15 protein-coding genes and 1 pseudogene are annotated in these 18,544 nt (G+C 62.2%); 8 read left to right on the top strand and 8 right to left on the bottom strand.

Features of this window, described 5'->3' with window-relative positions:
- Positions 1-26 precede the first annotated feature (26 nt).
- The 4 genes from recJ to ACOZKU_RS22835 form a co-directional block, all read right to left on the bottom strand.
- On the bottom strand, positions 27-1,829 hold the full coding sequence (gene recJ / locus ACOZKU_RS22850; protein WP_421580825.1) for a single-stranded-DNA-specific exonuclease RecJ: 1,803 nt from the start codon (positions 1,827-1,829) through the stop codon (positions 27-29).
- 96 nt (positions 1,830-1,925) lie between these two features.
- Positions 1,926-3,248, bottom strand: a complete 1,323-nt coding sequence (locus tag ACOZKU_RS22845) for a homoserine dehydrogenase (protein WP_421580815.1) — start codon at positions 3,246-3,248, stop codon at positions 1,926-1,928.
- A 58-nt stretch (positions 3,249-3,306) separates the two neighbouring features.
- A complete protein-coding gene (locus tag ACOZKU_RS22840; protein WP_117366112.1) occupies positions 3,307-4,527 on the bottom strand; it encodes an LL-diaminopimelate aminotransferase in 1,221 nt (406 codons plus the stop codon).
- A 174-nt stretch (positions 4,528-4,701) separates the two neighbouring features.
- The gene (locus tag ACOZKU_RS22835) at positions 4,702-5,049 is read right to left on the bottom strand and encodes a hypothetical protein (protein ID WP_421580814.1); all 348 of its coding nucleotides are present in this window, start codon (positions 5,047-5,049) and stop codon (positions 4,702-4,704) included.
- A gap of 125 nt (positions 5,050-5,174) precedes the next feature.
- Here ACOZKU_RS22835 and phaC point away from each other — a divergent pair, with 125 nt between their 5' ends.
- The 6 genes and pseudogenes from phaC (at position 5,175) to ACOZKU_RS22805 (ending at position 11,827) form a co-directional block, all read left to right on the top strand.
- A complete protein-coding gene (gene phaC / locus ACOZKU_RS22830; RefSeq protein ID WP_421580813.1) occupies positions 5,175-7,031 on the top strand; it encodes a poly(3-hydroxyalkanoate) polymerase subunit PhaC in 1,857 nt (618 codons plus the stop codon).
- Positions 7,032-7,037: 6 nt separating this feature from the next.
- Positions 7,038-7,757: a DNA/RNA nuclease SfsA gene (sfsA, locus tag ACOZKU_RS22825; protein WP_421580812.1), complete on the top strand. Its 720-nt coding sequence runs from the start codon at positions 7,038-7,040 to the stop codon at positions 7,755-7,757.
- A gap of 30 nt (positions 7,758-7,787) precedes the next feature.
- Positions 7,788-8,615: a type I methionyl aminopeptidase gene (gene map / locus ACOZKU_RS22820; protein WP_314093784.1), complete on the top strand. Its 828-nt coding sequence runs from the start codon at positions 7,788-7,790 to the stop codon at positions 8,613-8,615.
- A gap of 7 nt (positions 8,616-8,622) precedes the next feature.
- A pseudogene (radC, locus tag ACOZKU_RS22815) lies at positions 8,623-9,454 on the top strand (RadC family protein).
- A gap of 138 nt (positions 9,455-9,592) precedes the next feature.
- Positions 9,593-10,999, top strand: a complete 1,407-nt coding sequence (gene sthA, locus ACOZKU_RS22810) for a Si-specific NAD(P)(+) transhydrogenase (protein WP_314093786.1) — start codon at positions 9,593-9,595, stop codon at positions 10,997-10,999.
- 24 nt (positions 11,000-11,023) lie between these two features.
- Entirely contained in the window at positions 11,024-11,827 is an 804-nt protein-coding gene (locus tag ACOZKU_RS22805; protein WP_421580811.1) for an endonuclease/exonuclease/phosphatase family protein, read from the top strand.
- 6 nt (positions 11,828-11,833) lie between these two features.
- Here the strand turns inward: ACOZKU_RS22805 and ACOZKU_RS22800 are convergent, their stop codons facing one another.
- On the bottom strand, positions 11,834-12,442 hold the full coding sequence (locus tag ACOZKU_RS22800; RefSeq protein WP_421580824.1) for a flavin reductase family protein: 609 nt from the start codon (positions 12,440-12,442) through the stop codon (positions 11,834-11,836).
- A 4-nt stretch (positions 12,443-12,446) separates the two neighbouring features.
- Positions 12,447-13,031 carry a nitroreductase family protein gene (locus ACOZKU_RS22795; protein ID WP_421580810.1) on the bottom strand — a complete coding sequence of 195 codons (585 nt, stop codon included), beginning with the start codon at positions 13,029-13,031 and terminating at the stop codon, positions 12,447-12,449.
- A gap of 99 nt (positions 13,032-13,130) precedes the next feature.
- Here ACOZKU_RS22795 and ACOZKU_RS22790 point away from each other — a divergent pair, with 99 nt between their 5' ends.
- Positions 13,131-14,126 (top strand): hypothetical protein, encoded by a 996-nt coding sequence (locus ACOZKU_RS22790; RefSeq protein WP_421580809.1) that lies wholly within the window; start codon positions 13,131-13,133, stop codon positions 14,124-14,126.
- Here the strand turns inward: ACOZKU_RS22790 and ACOZKU_RS22785 are convergent.
- Positions 14,123-14,959: a lysophospholipid acyltransferase family protein gene (locus ACOZKU_RS22785; protein WP_421580808.1), complete on the bottom strand. Its 837-nt coding sequence runs from the start codon at positions 14,957-14,959 to the stop codon at positions 14,123-14,125. The two genes, ACOZKU_RS22790 and ACOZKU_RS22785, sit on opposite strands and share 4 nt — an antisense overlap.
- A 73-nt stretch (positions 14,960-15,032) precedes the next feature.
- The gene (gene thrS / locus ACOZKU_RS22780) at positions 15,033-17,006 is read right to left on the bottom strand and encodes a threonine--tRNA ligase (RefSeq protein WP_421580807.1); all 1,974 of its coding nucleotides are present in this window, start codon (positions 17,004-17,006) and stop codon (positions 15,033-15,035) included.
- A 236-nt stretch (positions 17,007-17,242) separates the two neighbouring features.
- Here thrS and ACOZKU_RS22775 point away from each other — a divergent pair, with 236 nt between their 5' ends.
- Positions 17,243-18,262 carry a DUF4238 domain-containing protein gene (locus ACOZKU_RS22775; protein ID WP_421580806.1) on the top strand — a complete coding sequence of 340 codons (1,020 nt, stop codon included), beginning with the start codon at positions 17,243-17,245 and terminating at the stop codon, positions 18,260-18,262.
- Positions 18,263-18,544: the final 282 nt, after the last annotated feature.

Below are 18,544 nucleotides of genomic sequence, written 5' to 3'. Positions count from 1 at the left end.
CTCCTTCATCGTCGAAATCGCCCCGCTCAGAACGCCTTCGCCGCGTCCAGCATGCGGAACTGAATGCGCCGGCTGCCCTGCCAGCTGTCGGCGGAAAGCGTGCCGGCGACGTGTGTGGCCTGACCGCGCTCCTTCATCAGGAAAATGCCGAGATCCGCATCGGCGGCGCGAAAAGCCATCGCGTCGATGCGCCCGCCGTCGGGGCCTTCCAGGCTGACGCGCAGGTGATTGACGCCGACGGGGCGCACATCGCGAATACGGTGCGCTGGAAGCGCGAAGATCGGCTGCGGGTGGCCCGAACCGTAAGGGCCGGCCTGTTCGAGCTGGTCGGCAAGCGCGAGCGTCGCACCGGTGGCGCTGAGCGCGCCGTCGATCTTCAGCGTCTCCACCGCCACGAGATCGCGCACCGTGCGCTCCGCCTTCTCCTCGAAGAAGCCGCGCAGACGGCCGAGCTTTTCCCGTTCCACCGTCAGGCCTGCCGCCATGGCGTGGCCACCGCCCTTGACCAGAATGCCTTCGTCCACCGCCGCGCGCACCATGCGGCCCATGTCGAAGCCGCTGATCGAGCGGCCGGAGCCCGTGCCTTTTCCCGAGGGATCGAAGGCAATCGCAAAGGCCGGGCGGCGAAAACGATCTTTCAGGCGCGAGGCGAGCAGACCGACGACGCCGGGATGCCAGCCTTCGCGCGCCGTCAGGATCACCGAGGCGCCCTCGCCCGTGCCGTACTCCGCCTGCGCCTCGGCTTCCGCCTCCGCCAGCATGGCGGCCTCCATGGCCTGGCGCTCGCGGTTGAGGTCGTCGAGCTGCTTGGCGATGCGCTCGGCCTCGCCCGGCTCGTCGATGGTCAGCAGCCGGCTGCCGAGCGCGGCATCGCCGATGCGTCCGCCGGCATTGATGCGCGGGCCGACGAGGAAGCCGAGATGATAAGGTGTTACCGGCCCGCCGATGCCCGCCTGCTTCAGGAGCGCCGTCAGCCCGGCATTGCCGAGATGGCGTGCGGCGACGAGGCCCTTCACGACATAAGCGCGGTTCAGCCCCTTCAGCGGAACGACGTCACAGACCGTGGACAACGCCACGAGATCGAGCATGGAGAGCAGGTCAAGGCTTTTCGCTCTGGCATCGCCGCGCTCGCGCAAAAGCCGCTGCAGCGCCACCAGAACGAGGAAGACGACGCCCGCCGCGGAGAGATGCCCCTGCCCCGACAGATCGTCCTCACGGTTCGGATTGACCAGTGCATGCGCCGGCGGCAGGTTCTCACCGACTTGGTGGTGGTCGATGACGACGACATCGATGCCGCGCTCGCGGGCAACGGCGAGCGATTCGTGGCTCGTCGAGCCGCAATCCACGGTCACGATCAGCTGCGCGCCGCGCTCGATCAACTGCCCGATGGCATTGGGATTCGGCCCGTACCCTTCAAAGATGCGGTCGGGAATGTAGATTTCCGCCTCGATGCCGAAATGCGTCAGAAAACGATAGAGCAGCGCCGAGGACGATGCGCCATCCACGTCGTAGTCGCCAAAAATCGCCACGCGCTCGCGCCGCTCGATGGCGCCCGCCAGTCGCTCCGTCGCCACCTGGCAATCCATCAGGCTATAGGGTTCCGGCATCAGCCGGCGCAGTGTCGGGTCGAGGAATTCGAGCGCATTGTCGAACGGCACGCCGCGACCGGCCAGCACGCGGGAAATCAGGTCCGGCAGGCCATGGTTCTGGCTCATCGCCAGCGCCCGGTTTTCCCCCGCCTGATCGAGCCGCGCCACCCAGCGCTGCCCGGTCGCCGAGCGCTCGACGCCGAGAAACGGCCTGACGACGGGATCTGCGTTTTCCAGCATGCTCATTGACGCTCCTCTAGGCCTTAAAAGACCAGTGCCCGCCCTCCGGCGCAAGACCGGAGGCGGGCACGGGATTTTCCGACGGGATGAGACCGATCAAGCCGACTTCGGACGCTCGATTCGGATCACCTGCGGTTCGCCGACGAGATAGCCCTCGCCCTTGATCGAGGCGACGGCCTTGCGGACCGAATCCTCCATCGTCGCGTGGGTGACGAGGATGATGGTCTTGGGATCGGTCGATTCGGTGGTCGACTGCGCGCGCTGCACGATCGATTCGAGCGAGATGCCGTTTTCCGCCATGTGCTTGGCAATGCTGGCGAAGACCCCCGTGCGGTCTTCCACGGAGAGGCGGATGAAGTAGCCGCCGTGATGCTTGCGGATCTGCGCGCGTTTGTAAGGCTGAAGTGCGGCCGCCGGGCGGCCGAGCACCGGTACGGTCTGCGCACCCGGCCGGCTTTTCGCGATATCGGCGATATCGCCGAGAACGGCCGATGCCGTGGCATTGCCGCCTGCCCCCGGGCCGACCATCAGCAGCTCGCCGAGAATGTCCGATTCGATCGCCACGGCGTTCGTGACGCCATCGACCTGCGCGACCACGCTGTCGAGCGGCACCATGGTCGGGTGCACGCGCTGTTCGACGCCGGTATCGGTCTTCTGCGCCACGCCAAGCAGCTTGATGCGGTAGCCGAGATCGGCGGCAGCACGGATATCGTCGATGGAAATGTTGGTTATGCCTTCGAGATAGATGTCGTCGGCCGCGATCTTCGTGCCGAAGGCGAGCGTCGTCAGGATCGACAGCTTGTGCGCGGTGTCGTTGCCCTCGATGTCGAAGGCCGGGTCCGCTTCGGCATAACCGAGCCGCTGGGCTTCCTTCAGGCAGGCCTCGAAGGACAGGCCCTCCTTCTCCATCTTGGTCAGGATGTAGTTGCAGGTGCCGTTCATGATCCCATAGACGCGCGAAATCGTGTTGCCCGTGAGGGATTCGCGCAGCGCCTTGATAACAGGGATGCCGCCGGCAACCGCCGCCTCGTAGTTGAGGATGCAGCCGTTCTGTTCGGCAATGCCGGCAAGCTCGACCCCGTGGGCGGCAAGCAGCGCCTTGTTGGCCGTCACGACATGCACGCCGCGCGACAGCGCCGCCTTGACGGCCGAATAGGCCGGATCGCCGGACCCGCCCATCAGCTCGACAAACACATCGATCTTCGCATCGCGGGCGAGCGCGACGGAATCATCGAACCATTCGGCAGAAGAAAGATCGACGCCGCGGTCGCGGCCCTTGGAACGCGCGGTAATCGCGACGATCTCGATTGCCCGGCCGCAGGTCGTCGTGAGCATGTCCCTGCGTTCGACGAGAATCTTCGCGAGCGAGGCACCAACGGTCCCCAAGCCCGCAATGCCGATCTTCAGGGCATCAGCCATGGTCATGTCCTATGTTTGGAAGAAGGCCCTCCGCTGGAAACGCGGAGGGCGGATGGTTTTAACGATGGGCGTTGAGCGAGATGACGTTGTGCATCGTCTCGTCGGCCGTGGAAAGGAACTTCTTGATATTGCGCGCCGCCTGGCGGATGCGATGCTCGTTCTCGACGAGCGCGAGGCGGACGTAATCGTCGCCCATTTCACCAAAGCCGACACCCGGAGCCACAGCCACATCCGCCTTTTCGACGAGCAGCTTGGAAAACTCCAGCGAGCCGAGGTGACGGAATTTTTCCGGGATCTTGGCCCAGGCGAACATGGTCGCGGCTGGCGGCGGAACCTCGAAGCCGGCCTTGCCGAAGGTATCGACCATCACGTCGCGGCGGCGCTTGTAGACATTGCGCACCTCCGCGATATCCGAGCCGTCGCCGTTCAGCGCATGCGTCGCCGCCACCTGGATCGGCGTGAAGGCGCCGTAGTCGAGGTAGGATTTCACGCGCGTCAGCGCGGCAATCAGGCGCTCGTTGCCGACGGCAAAGCCCATGCGCCAACCGGGCATGGAGAAGGTCTTGGACATGGAGGTGAATTCCACCGCCACATCGATGGCGCCGGGCACTTCCAGCACGGATGGCGGCGGGTTGCCCTCGTCGAAGTAGATTTCCGAATAGGCAAGGTCCGAGAGCACGATGATGTCGTGCTTCTTCGCAAAGGCGATGACATCCTTGTAGAAGTCGAGCGAGGCGACATGCGCCGTCGGGTTCGACGGATAGTTGATGATCAGCGCCAGCGGCTTCGGGATCGAGTGGCGCACGGCGCGCTCGAGCGGCGGGAAGAAGCTCTCATCAGGTTCAACGGACATGGAGCGGATCACGCCGCCCGCCATCAGGAAGCCGAAGGCATGGATCGGGTAGGTCGGGTTTGGGCAAAGAATGACGTCGCCCGGCGCGGTGATCGCCTGCGCCATATTGGCGAAGCCTTCCTTGGAGCCGAGCGTCGCGACGATCTGCGTCTCCGGGTTCAGCTTCACGCCGAAACGGCGGGCATAATAGGCGGCTTGGGCGCGGCGCAGGCCCGGAATGCCCTTGGAGGAGGAATAACGATGCGTGCGCGGGTCCTGCACCACTTCGCACAGCTTGTCGACGATTGCCTTGGGCGTCGGCAGGTCGGGGTTGCCCATGCCAAGGTCGATGATATCGGCACCACCCGCTCGCGCGCTTGCTTTCAAACGGTTGACCTGTTCGAAAACATACGGCGGCAGACGCCGGACCTTGTGAAACTCTTCCATCTTTAACCCCGTTAGGCGTGAAGCCCCTTCGGCAGCCCTGCCGGAGGACGCAAAACTTCACGCGACTCAAGTAGCCGATTACGGGCAAAAGCGTTCAAAATGAAGGCGCTCCGCCCTGACCGGCGGCCATCGGCCGCCTTCCGCTTTGCTGCCAAACGGCAAGAAACGCAAGCGCTAATTCGCCTTCTGGATTTCCGAAAGCGTCTCGCGGCCGTGCCCGTCGCGCAAGGCCTGCAATTCGACGAGCTGGCGGCGGTATTCGGCCTCGGAAATCGCACCCGAGCGGCGGCGGCTGGTCAGGGATGTCAGGCGGGCGCTGATGGCGGATGCCTCCTCGTCGCCCATCTGCTGCGTCTCGGCGCTGACGATGGCGGTAATATCGGGATAGGCTTCGGAACGGTTCGCGCCGGCATTCACCGTCGCAGCCGATTGCGTCGAGGTCGAGGAGGCGCAAGCCGAGAGAACGGCCGGCACGGCGGCCATGAGAAGGACGGCGCTCAAGCGCCTGATTTCGAACGCCATGTGGCTGTATGCTCCTGTCGAAACGACCGGTTCCGGATATTGCCGGCAAAGGCTGTCAGGCCCTTGTAATCTGTTTCGGACAGAATGTAAAAATACAAAAGAGACAATAAAATCGGGAGGGAAAGATGGCCGAGGACAGCAAAGCGGGCGAACGCGATGCAACGGCGGACAAGCCCGGTTTTCAGGCTTTCGATCCCGCTGCGATCGAGCCCTATATCGTCAGGGATCCCGAAGCGCTCACGGTCAATATGGCGCGCACCGTAGAGCAGCTCGGCAAGGCCGCTTCCGCGTGGCTTGCGCCGCGCGAAAGCGGCGAGAAGGTCGACACCGTCGCCGAGCCGATGGTCGACATGGTCAAGACGCTCTCGAAGGTCTCGGAATACTGGCTGGCCGATCCTCGCCGCACGCTGGAAGCCCAGACCATGCTGCTCGGCAGCTATTTCAACATCTGGTCGCGCACGCTGAACCGGCTCGGAGGCCAGGAGGTCGAAGCTGCCCCCGATCCGCACGCCAAGGACAAGCGCTTCGCCGACGAGGACTGGGTGAAGAACCCCTTCTTCGATTTTCTGCGCCAGGCCTATTTCGTGACGTCCGACTGGGCCGAAAAGCTCGTCGCAGACGCCGACGGGCTCGACGAGCACACCCGCCACAAGGCCGGATTCTATGTGAGGCAGATCGCCAGCGCGATCTCACCGACCAATTTCGTCACGACGAACCCGCAGCTCTACCGCGAAACCGTCGCTTCGAACGGCGCCAATCTCGTGCGCGGCATGAAGATGCTGGCGGAGGACATCGCCGCCGGCAAGGGCGACCTGAAGCTGCGCCAGACCGACACCAGCAAGTTCGCCATCGGCGAGAACATGGCGCTGACACCGGGCAAGGTGCTCGCCCAGAGTGATGTCTGCCAGGTCCTCCAGTATGACGCAACGACGGAAAAGGTGTTGAAGCGCCCGCTCCTCATCTGCCCGCCCTGGATCAACAAGTTCTACATCTTGGATCTCAACCCCGCGAAGTCCTTCATCAAATGGGCGGTCGACCAGGGGCACACGGTCTTCGTCATCTCCTGGGTGAACCCGGACGAGCGCCATGCCGACAAGGACTGGGAATCCTACGCCCGCGAGGGCATCGGTTTCGCGCTCGACACGATCAAGCAGGCGACGGGCGAGGAAGAGGTCAATGCTATCGGCTATTGCGTCGGCGGCACGCTGCTCGCCGCAACGCTCGCTTTGCATGGCCAGGAGGGCGACAAACGCATCCGCACCGCAACGCTCTTCACGACGCAGGTCGATTTCACCTATGCCGGCGACCTAAAAGTCTTTGCCGACGAGGACCAGATCGACGTCATCGAGCGCGGCATGAAGGCGACGGGCTATCTCGACGGCTCGAAGATGGCGACCGCCTTCAACATGCTGCGCGCCTCCGAGCTGATCTGGCCCTATTTCGTCAACAACTACCTGAAGGGCCAGGATCCGATGCCCTTCGATCTGCTCTACTGGAATTCAGATTCCACGCGAATGCCCGCCGCCAACCATTCGTTTTATCTGAGAAATTGTTATCTGAAAAACACGCTCACAAAGGGCGAGATGAAGCTTGCCGGCAAGACGCTGTCGCTGAAGGACGTGAAGATCCCGATCTACAATCTCGCCACCAAGGAAGACCATATCGCACCGGCGAAATCGGTCTTCGTCGGCAGCAAGTTCTTCGGCGGCAAGGTCACCTATGTCATGGCCGGCTCCGGCCATATCGCCGGCGTCGTCAACCCGCCGGACAAGAAGAAGTACCAGTACTGGACCGGCGGTCCGGTGAAGGGCGAGTTCGAGGACTGGGTGGCGAAGGCGACGGAAACCGCCGGCTCCTGGTGGCCGAACTGGCATGAATGGATCAAGGCCCAGGACGACCGCATGGTGCCCGCCCGCAAGACCGGCGGCACGATGAACTCCATCGAGGAAGCCCCCGGCTCCTATGTGCGCGTGCGTGCCTGACGCCAGATGATCTTCGATCCGCCGCTCGTCTCCGGCACCCTCGTGCAGCGCTACAAGCGCTTCCTGTTCGACGCCATCCTCGACGACGGCTCGGCGATCACGGGCTCCTGCCCCAATACCGGCTCGATGCGCGGCCTGACCGCGCCGGGCTCGCGCGTCTGGATGTCCGAGAGCGACAGCTCGACGCGCAAGCATCGCCACCGCCTGGAACTGGTCGAGGCCGACAATACCGTCGTGGGCATCAATACCGGCCTGCCGAACCGGCTCGCGGAAGAGGCAATCCTTGCCGGCCTCGTGTCCGATCTCGGGACCTATCCGGTGCTGGAGCGCGAGAGGAAATACGGCCGCAATTCCCGCATCGACATATTGCTGTCAGGCGACACGCGCCCGCCCGCCTATGTCGAGGTCAAAAACGTGCACTTCCGCCGCACGCCCGGCCTCGCCGAATTCCCGGATACGGTGACGGAACGCGGCGCAAAACATCTCGAAGAACTGGGCGACATGGTGGAGGCCGGTTTTCGCGCCGTCATGCTCTACCTGATCCAGCGCGAAGATTGCGCGCGATTCCGCATCTGTGCCGATCTCGACCCCGCCTATGCGAAGGGTTTTCAGCGCGCGATGGCGCGTGGCGTGGAAGCCTATGCGGTGAAATGTGCCGTTACATCCAAGCAAATCCGCCCCGTGGCCGCGATCGCCATGGACGAACCCGGTGCCGCTGTTTTATGACGGTCAGGAAAGACGAGCGAAAGTTGGACCATGGTGACCTATATCGACGCGACCTCCGCGCCGCTGAAGAACACGGGCGTAATCCGCCTCTACGACGCGGACGCCTTCGACGGCATGCGCAAGGCCTGCCAGCTCACGGCGCGCTGCCTCGATGAACTCTACCCGCTGGTCAAGCCCGGCGTCGCGACGGATGTCATCGACCGCTTCGTCTTCGAATTCGGCATGGACAACGGCGCGCTCCCCGCGACGCTGAACTATCGCGGCTACACCAAGTCGAGCTGTACCTCGATCAACCACGTCGTCTGCCACGGCATTCCCAACGACAAGCCGCTGCGCGAGGGTGATGTCGTCAATATCGACGTCACCTTCATCCTCGACGGCTGGCACGGCGATTCGAGCCGCATGTACCCCGTGGGCGAGATCAAGCGCGCCGCCGAGCGCCTGCTCGAAGTCACCCACGAATGCCTGATGCGCGGCATCGCCGCTGTCCGCCCCGGTGCGCGCACCGGCGCCATCGGCGAGGCTATCCAGACCTATGCGGAAGCCGAGCGCTGCTCGGTGGTGCGCGATTTCTGCGGCCACGGCGTCGGCCGGCTGTTCCACGACGCGCCGAATATCCTGCATTACGGCCGGTCCAACGAAGGTCCGGAAATGAAGGAAGGCATGATCTTCACCATCGAGCCGATGATCAATCTCGGCCGCCCGCATGTGAAGGTGCTGTCCGACGGCTGGACCGCCGTCACCCGCGACCGCTCGCTTTCGGCGCAATACGAGCACACGGTCGGCGTCACGGCCGATGGCTGCGAGATTTTTACCCTGTCGCCCGGCGGCCTCGACCGCCCGGGCCTGTCCGCATAGGCCGCCCATGACGGGACCGCGCGGCCGCACGGACAAGTCCTTCTCCGCAACCGCGGAGGACACCGCGCCGCCTGCCGACGATCTCTTCGACGAGGCCGACGAGCGGGGCCATTTCTTCGAGCGGCCTGCCCGCACGCCCTCGGCAAAGGCCGTTCCGGCTCCGGAAGACAAACACTATCACGGTCATCGCGACCGCCTGCGCACCCGCTTCCGCGATGCCGGCGACGCCGCGCTCGCCGACTACGAAATCCTCGAACTCCTGCTTTTCCGCCTCATTCCCCGCCGCGACACCAAGCCGGTGGCAAAGGCCCCTGCTTGACCGCTTCGGCACGCTGTCCGGCGTCTTCGGTGCCACACCGGCGCTCCTGCAGGAGGTGAAGGGCATCGGCGAAGCCGTCGCGCTCGACCTGAAACTCATCTCCGCCGTCGCCCAGCGCTCGCTGAAAAGCGAGATCCGCAACAAGACGGTGCTCGCCTCCTGGTCCTCGGTCATCCAGTATTGCCATGCCGCCATGGCGCATGAACCGCGCGAACAATTCCGCATCCTCTTCCTCGATAAGCGCAACGCCCTGATCGCCGACGAGGTACAGGGCCGCGGCACGGTGGACCACACGCCGGTTTATCCGCGCGAGGTGGTGCGCCGCGCGCTGGAACTCTCCTCCACCGCCATCATCCTCGTGCACAATCACCCCTCCGGCGATCCCACCCCGTCGCGGGCGGACATCGACATGACGAAGACGATCGTGGAAACCGCCCGCCCGCTTGGTATTACGGTGCATGATCACATCATCATCGGCAAGGACGGGCATGCCAGCCTCAAAGGCTTGAGACTTATGTGAATTCCCAAAATCGGATGGTCAAGCCTTCATCCGATTGAAACGGTTTTCTGCCACATCAGATTGACGAAATTTGCCCGGCGAAGACAATTGCTGCAATGCAATACGATTCTTCCCGCACAGGATTTGGGGCTATCTCACATGCAGGAATATGATCTCGTCGTCGTGGGCAGCGGCCCCGCAGGCCGCCGCGGCGCCATTCAGGCGGCCAAGCTCGGCCGCAAGGTTCTGGTCATCGAACAGGGCAAGCGCGTCGGCGGCGTTTCGGTGCACACAGGCACCATCCCGTCGAAGACGCTGCGCGAGACCGCGCTGAACCTTTCGGGCTGGCGCGAACGCGGCTTTTACGGCCGCGCTTATCGCGTCAAGCAGGAAATCAGCGCCGACGACCTGCGCCGCCGCCTGCTCATCACGCTCGATCACGAGGTCGAGGTGCTGGAGCACCAGTTCGCCCGCAACCGCGTGCAGCACATTCGCGGCAAGGCGACGTTCGTGACGGCGGATACGATGGAGATCGCCAAGGACGACGGCGAAACCATCCATGTCCAGGCGAAAAGCATCATGCTTGCCGTCGGCACGAAACCCTATCGCCCGGAAAGCATCCCTTTCGATGGCGTCAGCGTGCTCGACAGCGATGAACTGCTCGACATCCAGGAACTGCCGCGCTCCATGGCCGTCATCGGCGCCGGCGTCATCGGCATCGAATATGCCACGATCTTCTCTGCGCTCGACACGCAGGTCACGGTCATCGATCCCAAGGCGACCATCCTCGATTTCATCGACAAGGAGATCATCGAGGAGTTCATCCACGATCTGCGCGACCGCAACATGAAGCTCATCCTCGGCCAGAAGGCCGACAAGGTGGAGAAGCTGCCCAACGGCAAATGCGAGATCACGCTCGACAACGGCCGCCATGTCACTTGCGACATGGTGCTTTATGCCGCCGGCCGCGTCGGCGCGACGGATAGCCTCAACCTTGCCGCCGCCGGCCTGACGGCCGATTCGCGCGGCCGCCTCAGCGTCAACCCGGAAACCTTCCAGACCGAGGTGCCGCATATCTACGCCGCCGGCGATGTCGTCGGCTTCCCCGCGCTTGCCTCCACCTCGATGGAACAGGGCCGCATCGCCGCCCGCGTCGCCGTCGGCGCCATCGCCAAGGAGCCGCCGAAATACTTCCCCTACGGCATTTATGCCGTGCCGGAAATTTCCACCTGCGGGCTGACCGAGGAAGAGGTCAAGGAACGCGGCATTCCCTACGAATGCGGCATGGCGCGTTTTCGCGAGACCTCGCGCGGCCACATCATGGGCCTCAATTCCGGCCTGCTGAAAATGATCTTCTCGCTGAAGACCCGCCGCCTGCTCGGCGTGCACATCGTTGGCGAAGGCGCGACCGAGCTCGTCCATATCGGCCAGGCCGTGCTCAACCTGAAGGGCACCGTCGAATATTTCGTCGAAAATACCTTCAACTATCCGACACTCGCCGAAGCCTACAAGATCGCCGGCCTCGACGCCTGGAACCGCATGGGCGACCTCTCTCAGGCGGGTTGAGCCCGCCGGTCGAAGGAGCCGCGCATGAAAATCCTGTCGCTGAACGTCTGGGGCGGCATGCTGCATGCGCCGCTTCTCGACTATCTCGCCACGGCCGATGCGGACGTCTATTGCCTGCAGGAAGTGCCGCGTGCCATCGGTGCGCGCTCGGATTGGCTGACCTACCGCGATGGTGCGGTCGAGCTTCAGCAGCGCGCCAATCTCTATCGTGAGATCGCCGAAATCCTATCCGGCCATGACGGTTTCTTCGCACCGACCGCGCGCGGCGAACTGATGGACGGTGACCGTCCCTGCCATCAGCAATTCGGCCTCGCCACATTCATCCGGCAGGATATTTCTGTCATCGGCCAGGCGCTGGATTTCGTGCATGGCACCTTCTCCCCGCACGGTTTCGGCGCCCATCCGCGCGCCCGAAACGCCCACGCCTTCCGCCTTTACGATTACAAGGCGGACCGCGCACTGACGGTCGCACAGTTCCATGGCCTGCGCGAACTGAACGGCAAGGGCGACACGCCGGCGCGCGCTTATCAGGCAGACGCCCTCGCCTCGCTCATCGGCGGGCTGTACCGCGACGGTGAAGGCCTCGTCCTCTGCGGTGATTTCAACGTGCTGCCCGACAGCGCCACCTTCACGACGCTTGGTCGCCTCGGGCTGACCGATCTGGTTACCACCCGGGGCTTCACCGATACGCGGACCTCGCTCTACACGAAGTCGGGACGCTACGCGGACTACATGCTGGTAAACGACGCCCTGCGCGTCGAGACCTTCACGGTCGTGGAGACGCCGGAGGTTTCCGATCACCGGCCGTTGCTTCTGGCCATCGGATAACGGCGTTCACCCGGCCTTCGGCCGCATCATGGCAAACACGTCCACGCCGCCGTCGGTGTAATCCATGTACCCCATGCGCCCAAGCGGCCGGGCAACGGCCATGTCAATCATACCGTCGCGCAGGACTTCCTGGCTGATATGGATGCCGACCACCTGCCCGAACACGACCCAGTTGTCCGACAGACGTCCCTCGATATCCACCGGCCGCAGGATCTGCGTTTTCAGGCATTCGAGCACCGCATAGGCCTCGCCGACATAGGGCGCATCGACAAGCCGTCCCGTCACCGGCGTCAGCCCGGCGAGTTCGAACTCGTCGACGCCGCGCGGCACCGAAATCGAGCTGGCATTCATCTGTTCGGCGAGATGGCGGCTCGCCAAGGAGCAGGTAAAGACACCCGTCTCCTCGATATTCGTCACGCTGTCCTTGTGCCCGCTGGAGGAAAACATCACCAGCTTGGGCGTGTCGCTCACCGCAGTGAAGAACGAATAGGGCGAGAGATTGCGCCGCCCGTCCGCTGCCTTGGTGCCGATCCAGCCGATCGGCCGGGGCGCGACGATGGCCTTGAAGGGATCATGCTTCAGGCCATGGGCGTTTTCCGCCGTCTCGTAGAACAGCGCGTCAGGCGTCATCGCCGACCCATGTGACGATTTCGGAAAGCTCCGGGCGCGGACGCTCGGTCGGCGGCACGGTCGGCGTGCCGATATGGATGAAGCCCGCGACCTTCTCGCCCTCGTTGACACCGAGGATCGGATAGGCGCGGCTGTCGAAGGCATACCATTCCGTCAGCCAGTTCGAGGCAAAGCCATGCGCATTGGCGGCCATGACCAGGTTCAGGCAGACGGCGCCGGCCGACATAACCTGCTCCCATTCCGGGATCTTGAAATGCGGCGCGGCCTTGCTGACGACGGCGACGACGACGGGTGCACGCGTCAGCCGCGTGTTCTCCACCTTCACCATCTCGTCCGAGAGATCCGGCTTGTCACCGATCGCGATCTTCGCCAGCGCCTCGCTGATGCGGCGGCGTTCTTCGCCGCGATAGACGATAAAGCGCCAGGGTGCGAGCTTGCCGTGGTCGGGTACGCGCGAGGCGAGCGTCAGCATCTCCTCCACCTCACCCCTGGAGGGGCCGGGCGCGCTCATCTGAAAGGCAGGAATGGACCGGCGGGTCGAAAGATAATCGATCAGCTTGATTTCGGTTTTCATCGGGCGGGAGTTCCAATATCGTGCCGGCGGGGCGGCCTTGAAAATGCCATTCGGCGCGTCTTCAAGTGGAGCCTTACAGTCAGGAAGTCAACCACATCCATGCGCATGCCTCTCCATCCCGTCGTCGCCGTGGGCCTTACCGTCGCGAGCCTTATCGCGTCGCTCGTTCCCGTGCGCGCGCAGGATTCGGTCGAGAGCTTTTCGCAGATCACCACCCCGCCGGTGAAGGGTGGCAAGCTAACCTCGTTCAACCCGATCATCACGGGTGAAGCCACCCCGAAGAACCTGCGCGACATCACCTGCGAGGCGCTGCTGACCAAGGACGGCAGCCCCATGCAGCATGGCCTGACCTGGCGCGTCTTCTCGCCCATCCCCGGCGCCGACGGCAAGCTGCCGCTGCTCGCGACCTCCGAGGGCGGCACGGCCGCCTTCCAGCTGGTGCCCGGCGAATATTTCGTCAACGTCGCCTTCGGCCGCGCCGGCGCCACCAAGAAGCTTGTGGTGCCCGATACCGGCAACGTCGACAAGCAGGTCATGGTGCTCGATGCCGGCGGCATCATGCTGAACGCCGTCTCCGGTTCCGACGTGCGCATCCCGCCGAAGGAACTGAGTTTCGCCATCTACGCCGCCGAAGTGCGCGAGGATGGCGAACGCAACCTCGTCGTGGACGACGTCAAGCCGAACTCCGTCGTCCGCCTCAACGCCGGCACCTACCATGTCGTTTCCGACTACGGCACGGTCAATGCCGTCATCCGCGCCGATATCCAGGTGGAAGCGGGAAAACTGACGCGCGCCACCATCCAGCACCGCGCCGCGAAACTCACGCTGAAGCTCGTCTCGGAAGCCGGTGGCGAGGCGATCGCCGATACCGCCTGGTCGATCCTGACGTCTTCGGGCGACACCGTCTCCGAAAGCGTCGGCGCCTTCCCGACCGTCGTGCTCGCCGAAGGCAGCTACATCGCGGTGGCGCGCAACAAGAACAAGATCTACCAGCGCGATTTCACGGTGCAGGCCGGCGTCAACACGGATGTCGAGGTGTTGCTCGACGAGAAGGCGAACGACCAGAAGGCCGCCGCCGAGGATGTCGTCGATTAACCGGCCCGGCGCAGGAAGGGTTTAGGCTGCGGCGCCATCGCAAACACCGCATCGTAGAGCCGCGCCGTCAGCGTCTTCCGGTCCCCCGAATCAAGCTCCGCCCAGGACAGCACGCCGCCGATACGCGCGCCGATGGTCGAGCCCGAGAGCCGGCGGAATTCGCGGATGAGCAAAGACAGCCTGAGCGTCAGCGAAACCTTGCTGGCGAGATGGAAGAGCCGGCCATTCTGCCCCTCGAAATAGACCGGGATGACATTGGCCTGCGCCGCCTGGATAAGCTTGGCCGGAAACATCTTCCACGGCAGGTCTTCCGCCCGCCCGAAAACCTTCTTCGCCGTCGCCACACCGCCCGCCGGAAACACGATGACCGTCGTGCCCTCCTTCAGGAGCCGCACGGCCTCCGCCCGCGTCCTCATGTTGAGCGCCAGCGCTTCCTTCGTTTCCTCGAAAGAGACCGGCAACGCATAGGGCTGCATTTCCGGCACCTTCAGAAGATCGTTATGGATCATGACCTTGAAGGGACGTCCGAGCTGCTCTGCCAGCGCCAGGACGGCAATGCCGTCGCCGATGCCGAACGGATGATTCGCCACGATGACGACCGGTCCCTCCGGCAGGTTCGCCGGCGGCCAGGCGCCCTGCACGGCGAGCCGCACATTGATCAGCTCCAGCATGTCGCCGAAGACGCGCGCACTCGTACCCACGATGGAATGGCGCCAGGTATCGTAGATCCGCGCGTAGCGGTTACGCCCGGCCAGACCTTCCATGGAGCGGATGAACCATCGTTTGAGGCGCGGATCGTTCTCGTTGGCGTAGGACAGTTCTTTGAACCGCACGATAGTCCCCAAAAAAATGATCCCGCACGGATAGCACGGGATCATGAACCTTTTCAGACAGGCGTTTTCGCCATCACGCTCTTCCGAGCTTGCGCTTCACATCCGGCGGCGTGGCCTCCAGCGAAAGCGTCGCAATCGCCTCGTCCAGCGTCATCGACGTCTGGTTCTGCGAACCGAGACGGCGGATGTTGACGGTGCGCTCCTCCGCCTCCCGCTTGCCGCAGACGACGATGACCGGAACCTTGGTCACGGAATGCTCGCGGACCTTGTAGTTGATCTTCTCGTTGCGGAAGTCGGTCTCGACGGTCATGCCGGCATCGCGCAGCTTCTCCGCCACCTCGCGGCCATAGTCGTCGGCCTCCGAGGTGATGGTCGCCACCACCACCTGCTGCGGCGCGATCCACAGCGGCATATGGCCGGCAAAATTCTCGATCAGGATGCCGAGGAAGCGTTCCATCGAGCCGCAGATGGCGCGGTGGATCATCACCGGCTGCTTCTTGTCGGAGTTCTGGTCGATATAGAAAGCGCCGAAGCGTTCCGGCAGGTTGAAGTCGACCTGCGTCGTGCCGCACTGCCATTCGCGGCCGATGGCGTCCTTCAGCGTATATTCGAATTTCGGCCCGTAGAACGCACCCTCGCCCGGCAGGATGCCGGTCTTGATGCGCCCGCCGGACTGTGCCTCGATCTGCTTCAGCACATCCTTCATGACGCTTTCCGCCCGGTCCCACAGCGCGTCCGAACCGACGCGCTTTTCCGGCCGGGTGGAGAGCTTCACGACGACCTCGTCGAAGCCGAAATCCTTGTAGACCGAGAGGATGAGGTCGTTGATGCGCAGGCATTCCGCCGCCATCTGCTCGTCGGTGCAGAAGACATGCGCATCGTCCTGCGTGAAGCCGCGCACGCGCATCAGCCCGTGCAGCGCGCCGGAAGGCTCATAGCGATGCACGTTGCCGAATTCCGCAAGGCGAACAGGCAGTTCGCGATAGGATTTCAAGCCATGCTTGAAGATCTGCACATGGCCCGGGCAGTTCATCGGCTTCAGCGCGAAGACGCGCTCGTCGTCGGTCTCGTCGCCGGCAACGGTCACCTTGAACATGTTGTCGCGGTACCAGCCCCAGTGGCCGGAGGTTTCCCAGAGCGACTTGTCGAGCACCTGCGGCGCGTTCACCTCTTCATAGGTGCCGGAAAGACGACGGCGCATATAGGCGACGAGCGTCTGGAACATGCGCCAGCCCTTGCCATGCCAGAACACGACGCCCGGACCCTCCTCCTGGAAATGGAACAGGTCCATTTCGCGGCCGAGGCGACGGTGGTCGCGCTTCTCGGCCTCGGCGAGGATATTGAGATAGCTGTCGAGCTCCTCCTGCGTGCGCCAGGCGGTGCCGTAGATGCGCGTCAGCATCGGATTGTTGCTGTCGCCGCGCCAATAGGCGCCCGCGACCTTCATCAGCTTGAAGGCCGTGCCGATCTGGCCGGTCGAGGCCATGTGCGGGCCGCGACACAGGTCGAACCAGTCGCCCTGGTAATAGATCTTCAGGTCCTGTCCCGCCGGGATCGCATCGACCAGCTCGACCTTGTAGGCCTCGCCCTTCGCGGCAAAGACGTCCTTCGCCTTGTCGCGCGACCAGATTTCCCGCGTGAACGGCTTGTTGCGCTGAATGATCTCCTTCATGCGCTTTTCGATCTTCGGCAGATCGTCCGGCGTGAAGGGCTCGTTCTTGGCAAAGTCGTAGTAGAAGCCGTTGTCGATGACCGGGCCGATGGTCACCTGCGTGCCGGGCCAAAGCTCCTGCACGGCCTCGGCCATCACATGCGCGGCATCGTGGCGGATCAGCTCCAGCGCGCGGTCGTCCTCGCGCGTAACGATCTCGATCCGGCCGTTCGAAACGGTCTCGGAGAGATCGCGCAGCTCGCCATCGAGCGCAATCGCAATCGCCTTCTTGGCCAGCGACTTGGAAATCGCCTCCGCCACATCACGCCCCGTCGAGCCCGCGGGATATTCGCGAACGGAGCCATCGGGAAATGTCAGGGAAACAGGTGCAGACATGAAATTCTCCTATCCAGTCCCGCCAACGAATGCGGGTGGTATGCGAAGGGAAGAGGCCGGATGCCCCGGCGCGTTGCGTCGCGCGGTATACGGGGATTTGGGGGGGATTGGAAGAGGCTTAGGCAACCTACCTCTACAGGCACCGACTGAACAAGTCGTTTTCAAAACATCATAAATTGACGCGATCGAAACTCGGTATTAGAACTAATTTTGCCAATTTAAGAGAAAACAATGACATGAATGAACCGAAACGGCACCATTTTCTTCCAGTTTTCTACTTAAAAAATTGGTGCAACGAAGAATCTGGGAAATTAGTTGAATTTAGCACACCCTTTATGAATGAAATAAAGCCGCGACGGGTCCACCCGAAGGGAACCGGATATATAGATAAATTATATGCGATTGAAGGCATTTCTGGAGAACTATCGTATGCGGTTGAGAAAAACTTTCTATCGCCTGTAGACAATAAGGCTGCAACCGCATGCCAAGCTTTATTAAGCGGTGGCCCCGTCCACCCTCAAGATCGTCGCGCGTGGGCCCATTTCATAATGACTCTACTGCTCAGGGCGCCGAGAGAAATAAATATCATAAAAGATATATTGAGGAATCTAGAATCAGGAACAGTATCCGGCTTGATGAACTTCGTCATTCGACATGCCCCGAAAGAATTTCATTCTGAGGCAGGGCAAGCATTCGAAGAGCTCAAAAAATCAGCCGTATCTCGCTCGATTGAACATATTATAGAAATTATGTCTAACGAGGATATTGTTGAAAAAATAGTGGGAATGGACTGGGATGTTATAGATTTAAGCACATCTACACACGAACTTTTGACGTCAGATCGGCCGGTTATGGTAGAAAGAGGCGAACAAACCGGAGGAGAGACCGCGATTTCCTTACCACTCAGTCCGAAAAAACTATTTGTTGCCGTGACAAACAGATTGCTCATTAGACAATTGAAAAGCCAAAACGCAAAAAACATATCTCAAGCGGTCAATACAGAGATAATAGAAAATGCTGACAAATTAGCGTATGGCAGCAGCGACCGACAGCTAACTTTCATAAAAAATAGATTTGGGAAGCGAAAACGCGCCTCAGTTATCGAAGAAAATTTAAATAAAGCACTGAAAATTTCTGAAGATTTAGGGACATATCTGTCGTCAATTGACGACAACTCTATGCGCGAAAAATTTTTGTTAGCCGCTAAAACATACAAAGATAAAAAAGAAAGCGGAAAACATGAGTTCAGGAATTAACTCTTCGATGTTCTCTGAGGAATGCACCCATCATTAATTAGCCACTACACGTAACATCGACCTCTAACAAAATATGCCTCTCTTTCTGCGCGGTGCCGCCCGCTGGCCACCTCCTGCACCGACGCATCCGCGAGAAGAAGCTGCCATAGAGCGCTGTATGCCCACATTCGATCGCAACTGGTCGCGCTCGCCCTTTCACGATTTGGCTCTCCGCGGCCCCCACACTACCTCCCTCCCAGACACACAATGGGAGAACACCACGAAGGTCCAGAAATTCACGGT

This window comes from Shinella sp. M31 (assembly GCF_049199205.1).
Lineage (GTDB): Bacteria > Pseudomonadota > Alphaproteobacteria > Rhizobiales > Rhizobiaceae > Shinella.
Note: the sequence above shows the minus strand (reverse complement) of the source record. Positions and strands in the feature narration are given on the sequence as shown.

Excerpts from the sequence above, each read along its gene's own strand:
- ACOZKU_RS22795 (WP_421580810.1), bottom strand. The coding sequence starts at position 13,031 with ATGAAAACCGAAATCAAGCTGATCGATTATCTTTCGACCCGCCGGTCC.
- thrS (WP_421580807.1), bottom strand. The coding sequence starts at position 17,006 with ATGTCTGCACCTGTTTCCCTGACATTTCCCGATGGCTCCGTTCGCGAA.
- ACOZKU_RS22840 (WP_117366112.1), bottom strand. The coding sequence starts at position 4,527 with ATGGAAGAGTTTCACAAGGTCCGGCGTCTGCCGCCGTATGTTTTCGAA.
- phaC (WP_421580813.1), top strand. The coding sequence starts at position 5,175 with ATGGCCGAGGACAGCAAAGCGGGCGAACGCGATGCAACGGCGGACAAG.
- recJ (WP_421580825.1), bottom strand. The coding sequence starts at position 1,829 with ATGCTGGAAAACGCAGATCCCGTCGTCAGGCCGTTTCTCGGCGTCGAG.
- ACOZKU_RS22790 (WP_421580809.1), top strand. The coding sequence starts at position 13,131 with ATGCGCATGCCTCTCCATCCCGTCGTCGCCGTGGGCCTTACCGTCGCG.
- ACOZKU_RS22835 (WP_421580814.1), bottom strand. The coding sequence starts at position 5,049 with ATGGCGTTCGAAATCAGGCGCTTGAGCGCCGTCCTTCTCATGGCCGCC.
- sfsA (WP_421580812.1), top strand. The coding sequence starts at position 7,038 with ATGATCTTCGATCCGCCGCTCGTCTCCGGCACCCTCGTGCAGCGCTAC.
- ACOZKU_RS22775 (WP_421580806.1), top strand. The coding sequence starts at position 17,243 with ATGAATGAACCGAAACGGCACCATTTTCTTCCAGTTTTCTACTTAAAA.
- ACOZKU_RS22805 (WP_421580811.1), top strand. The coding sequence starts at position 11,024 with ATGAAAATCCTGTCGCTGAACGTCTGGGGCGGCATGCTGCATGCGCCG.
- ACOZKU_RS22845 (WP_421580815.1), bottom strand. The coding sequence starts at position 3,248 with ATGGCTGATGCCCTGAAGATCGGCATTGCGGGCTTGGGGACCGTTGGT.
- map (WP_314093784.1), top strand. The coding sequence starts at position 7,788 with ATGGTGACCTATATCGACGCGACCTCCGCGCCGCTGAAGAACACGGGC.
- sthA (WP_314093786.1), top strand. The coding sequence starts at position 9,593 with ATGCAGGAATATGATCTCGTCGTCGTGGGCAGCGGCCCCGCAGGCCGC.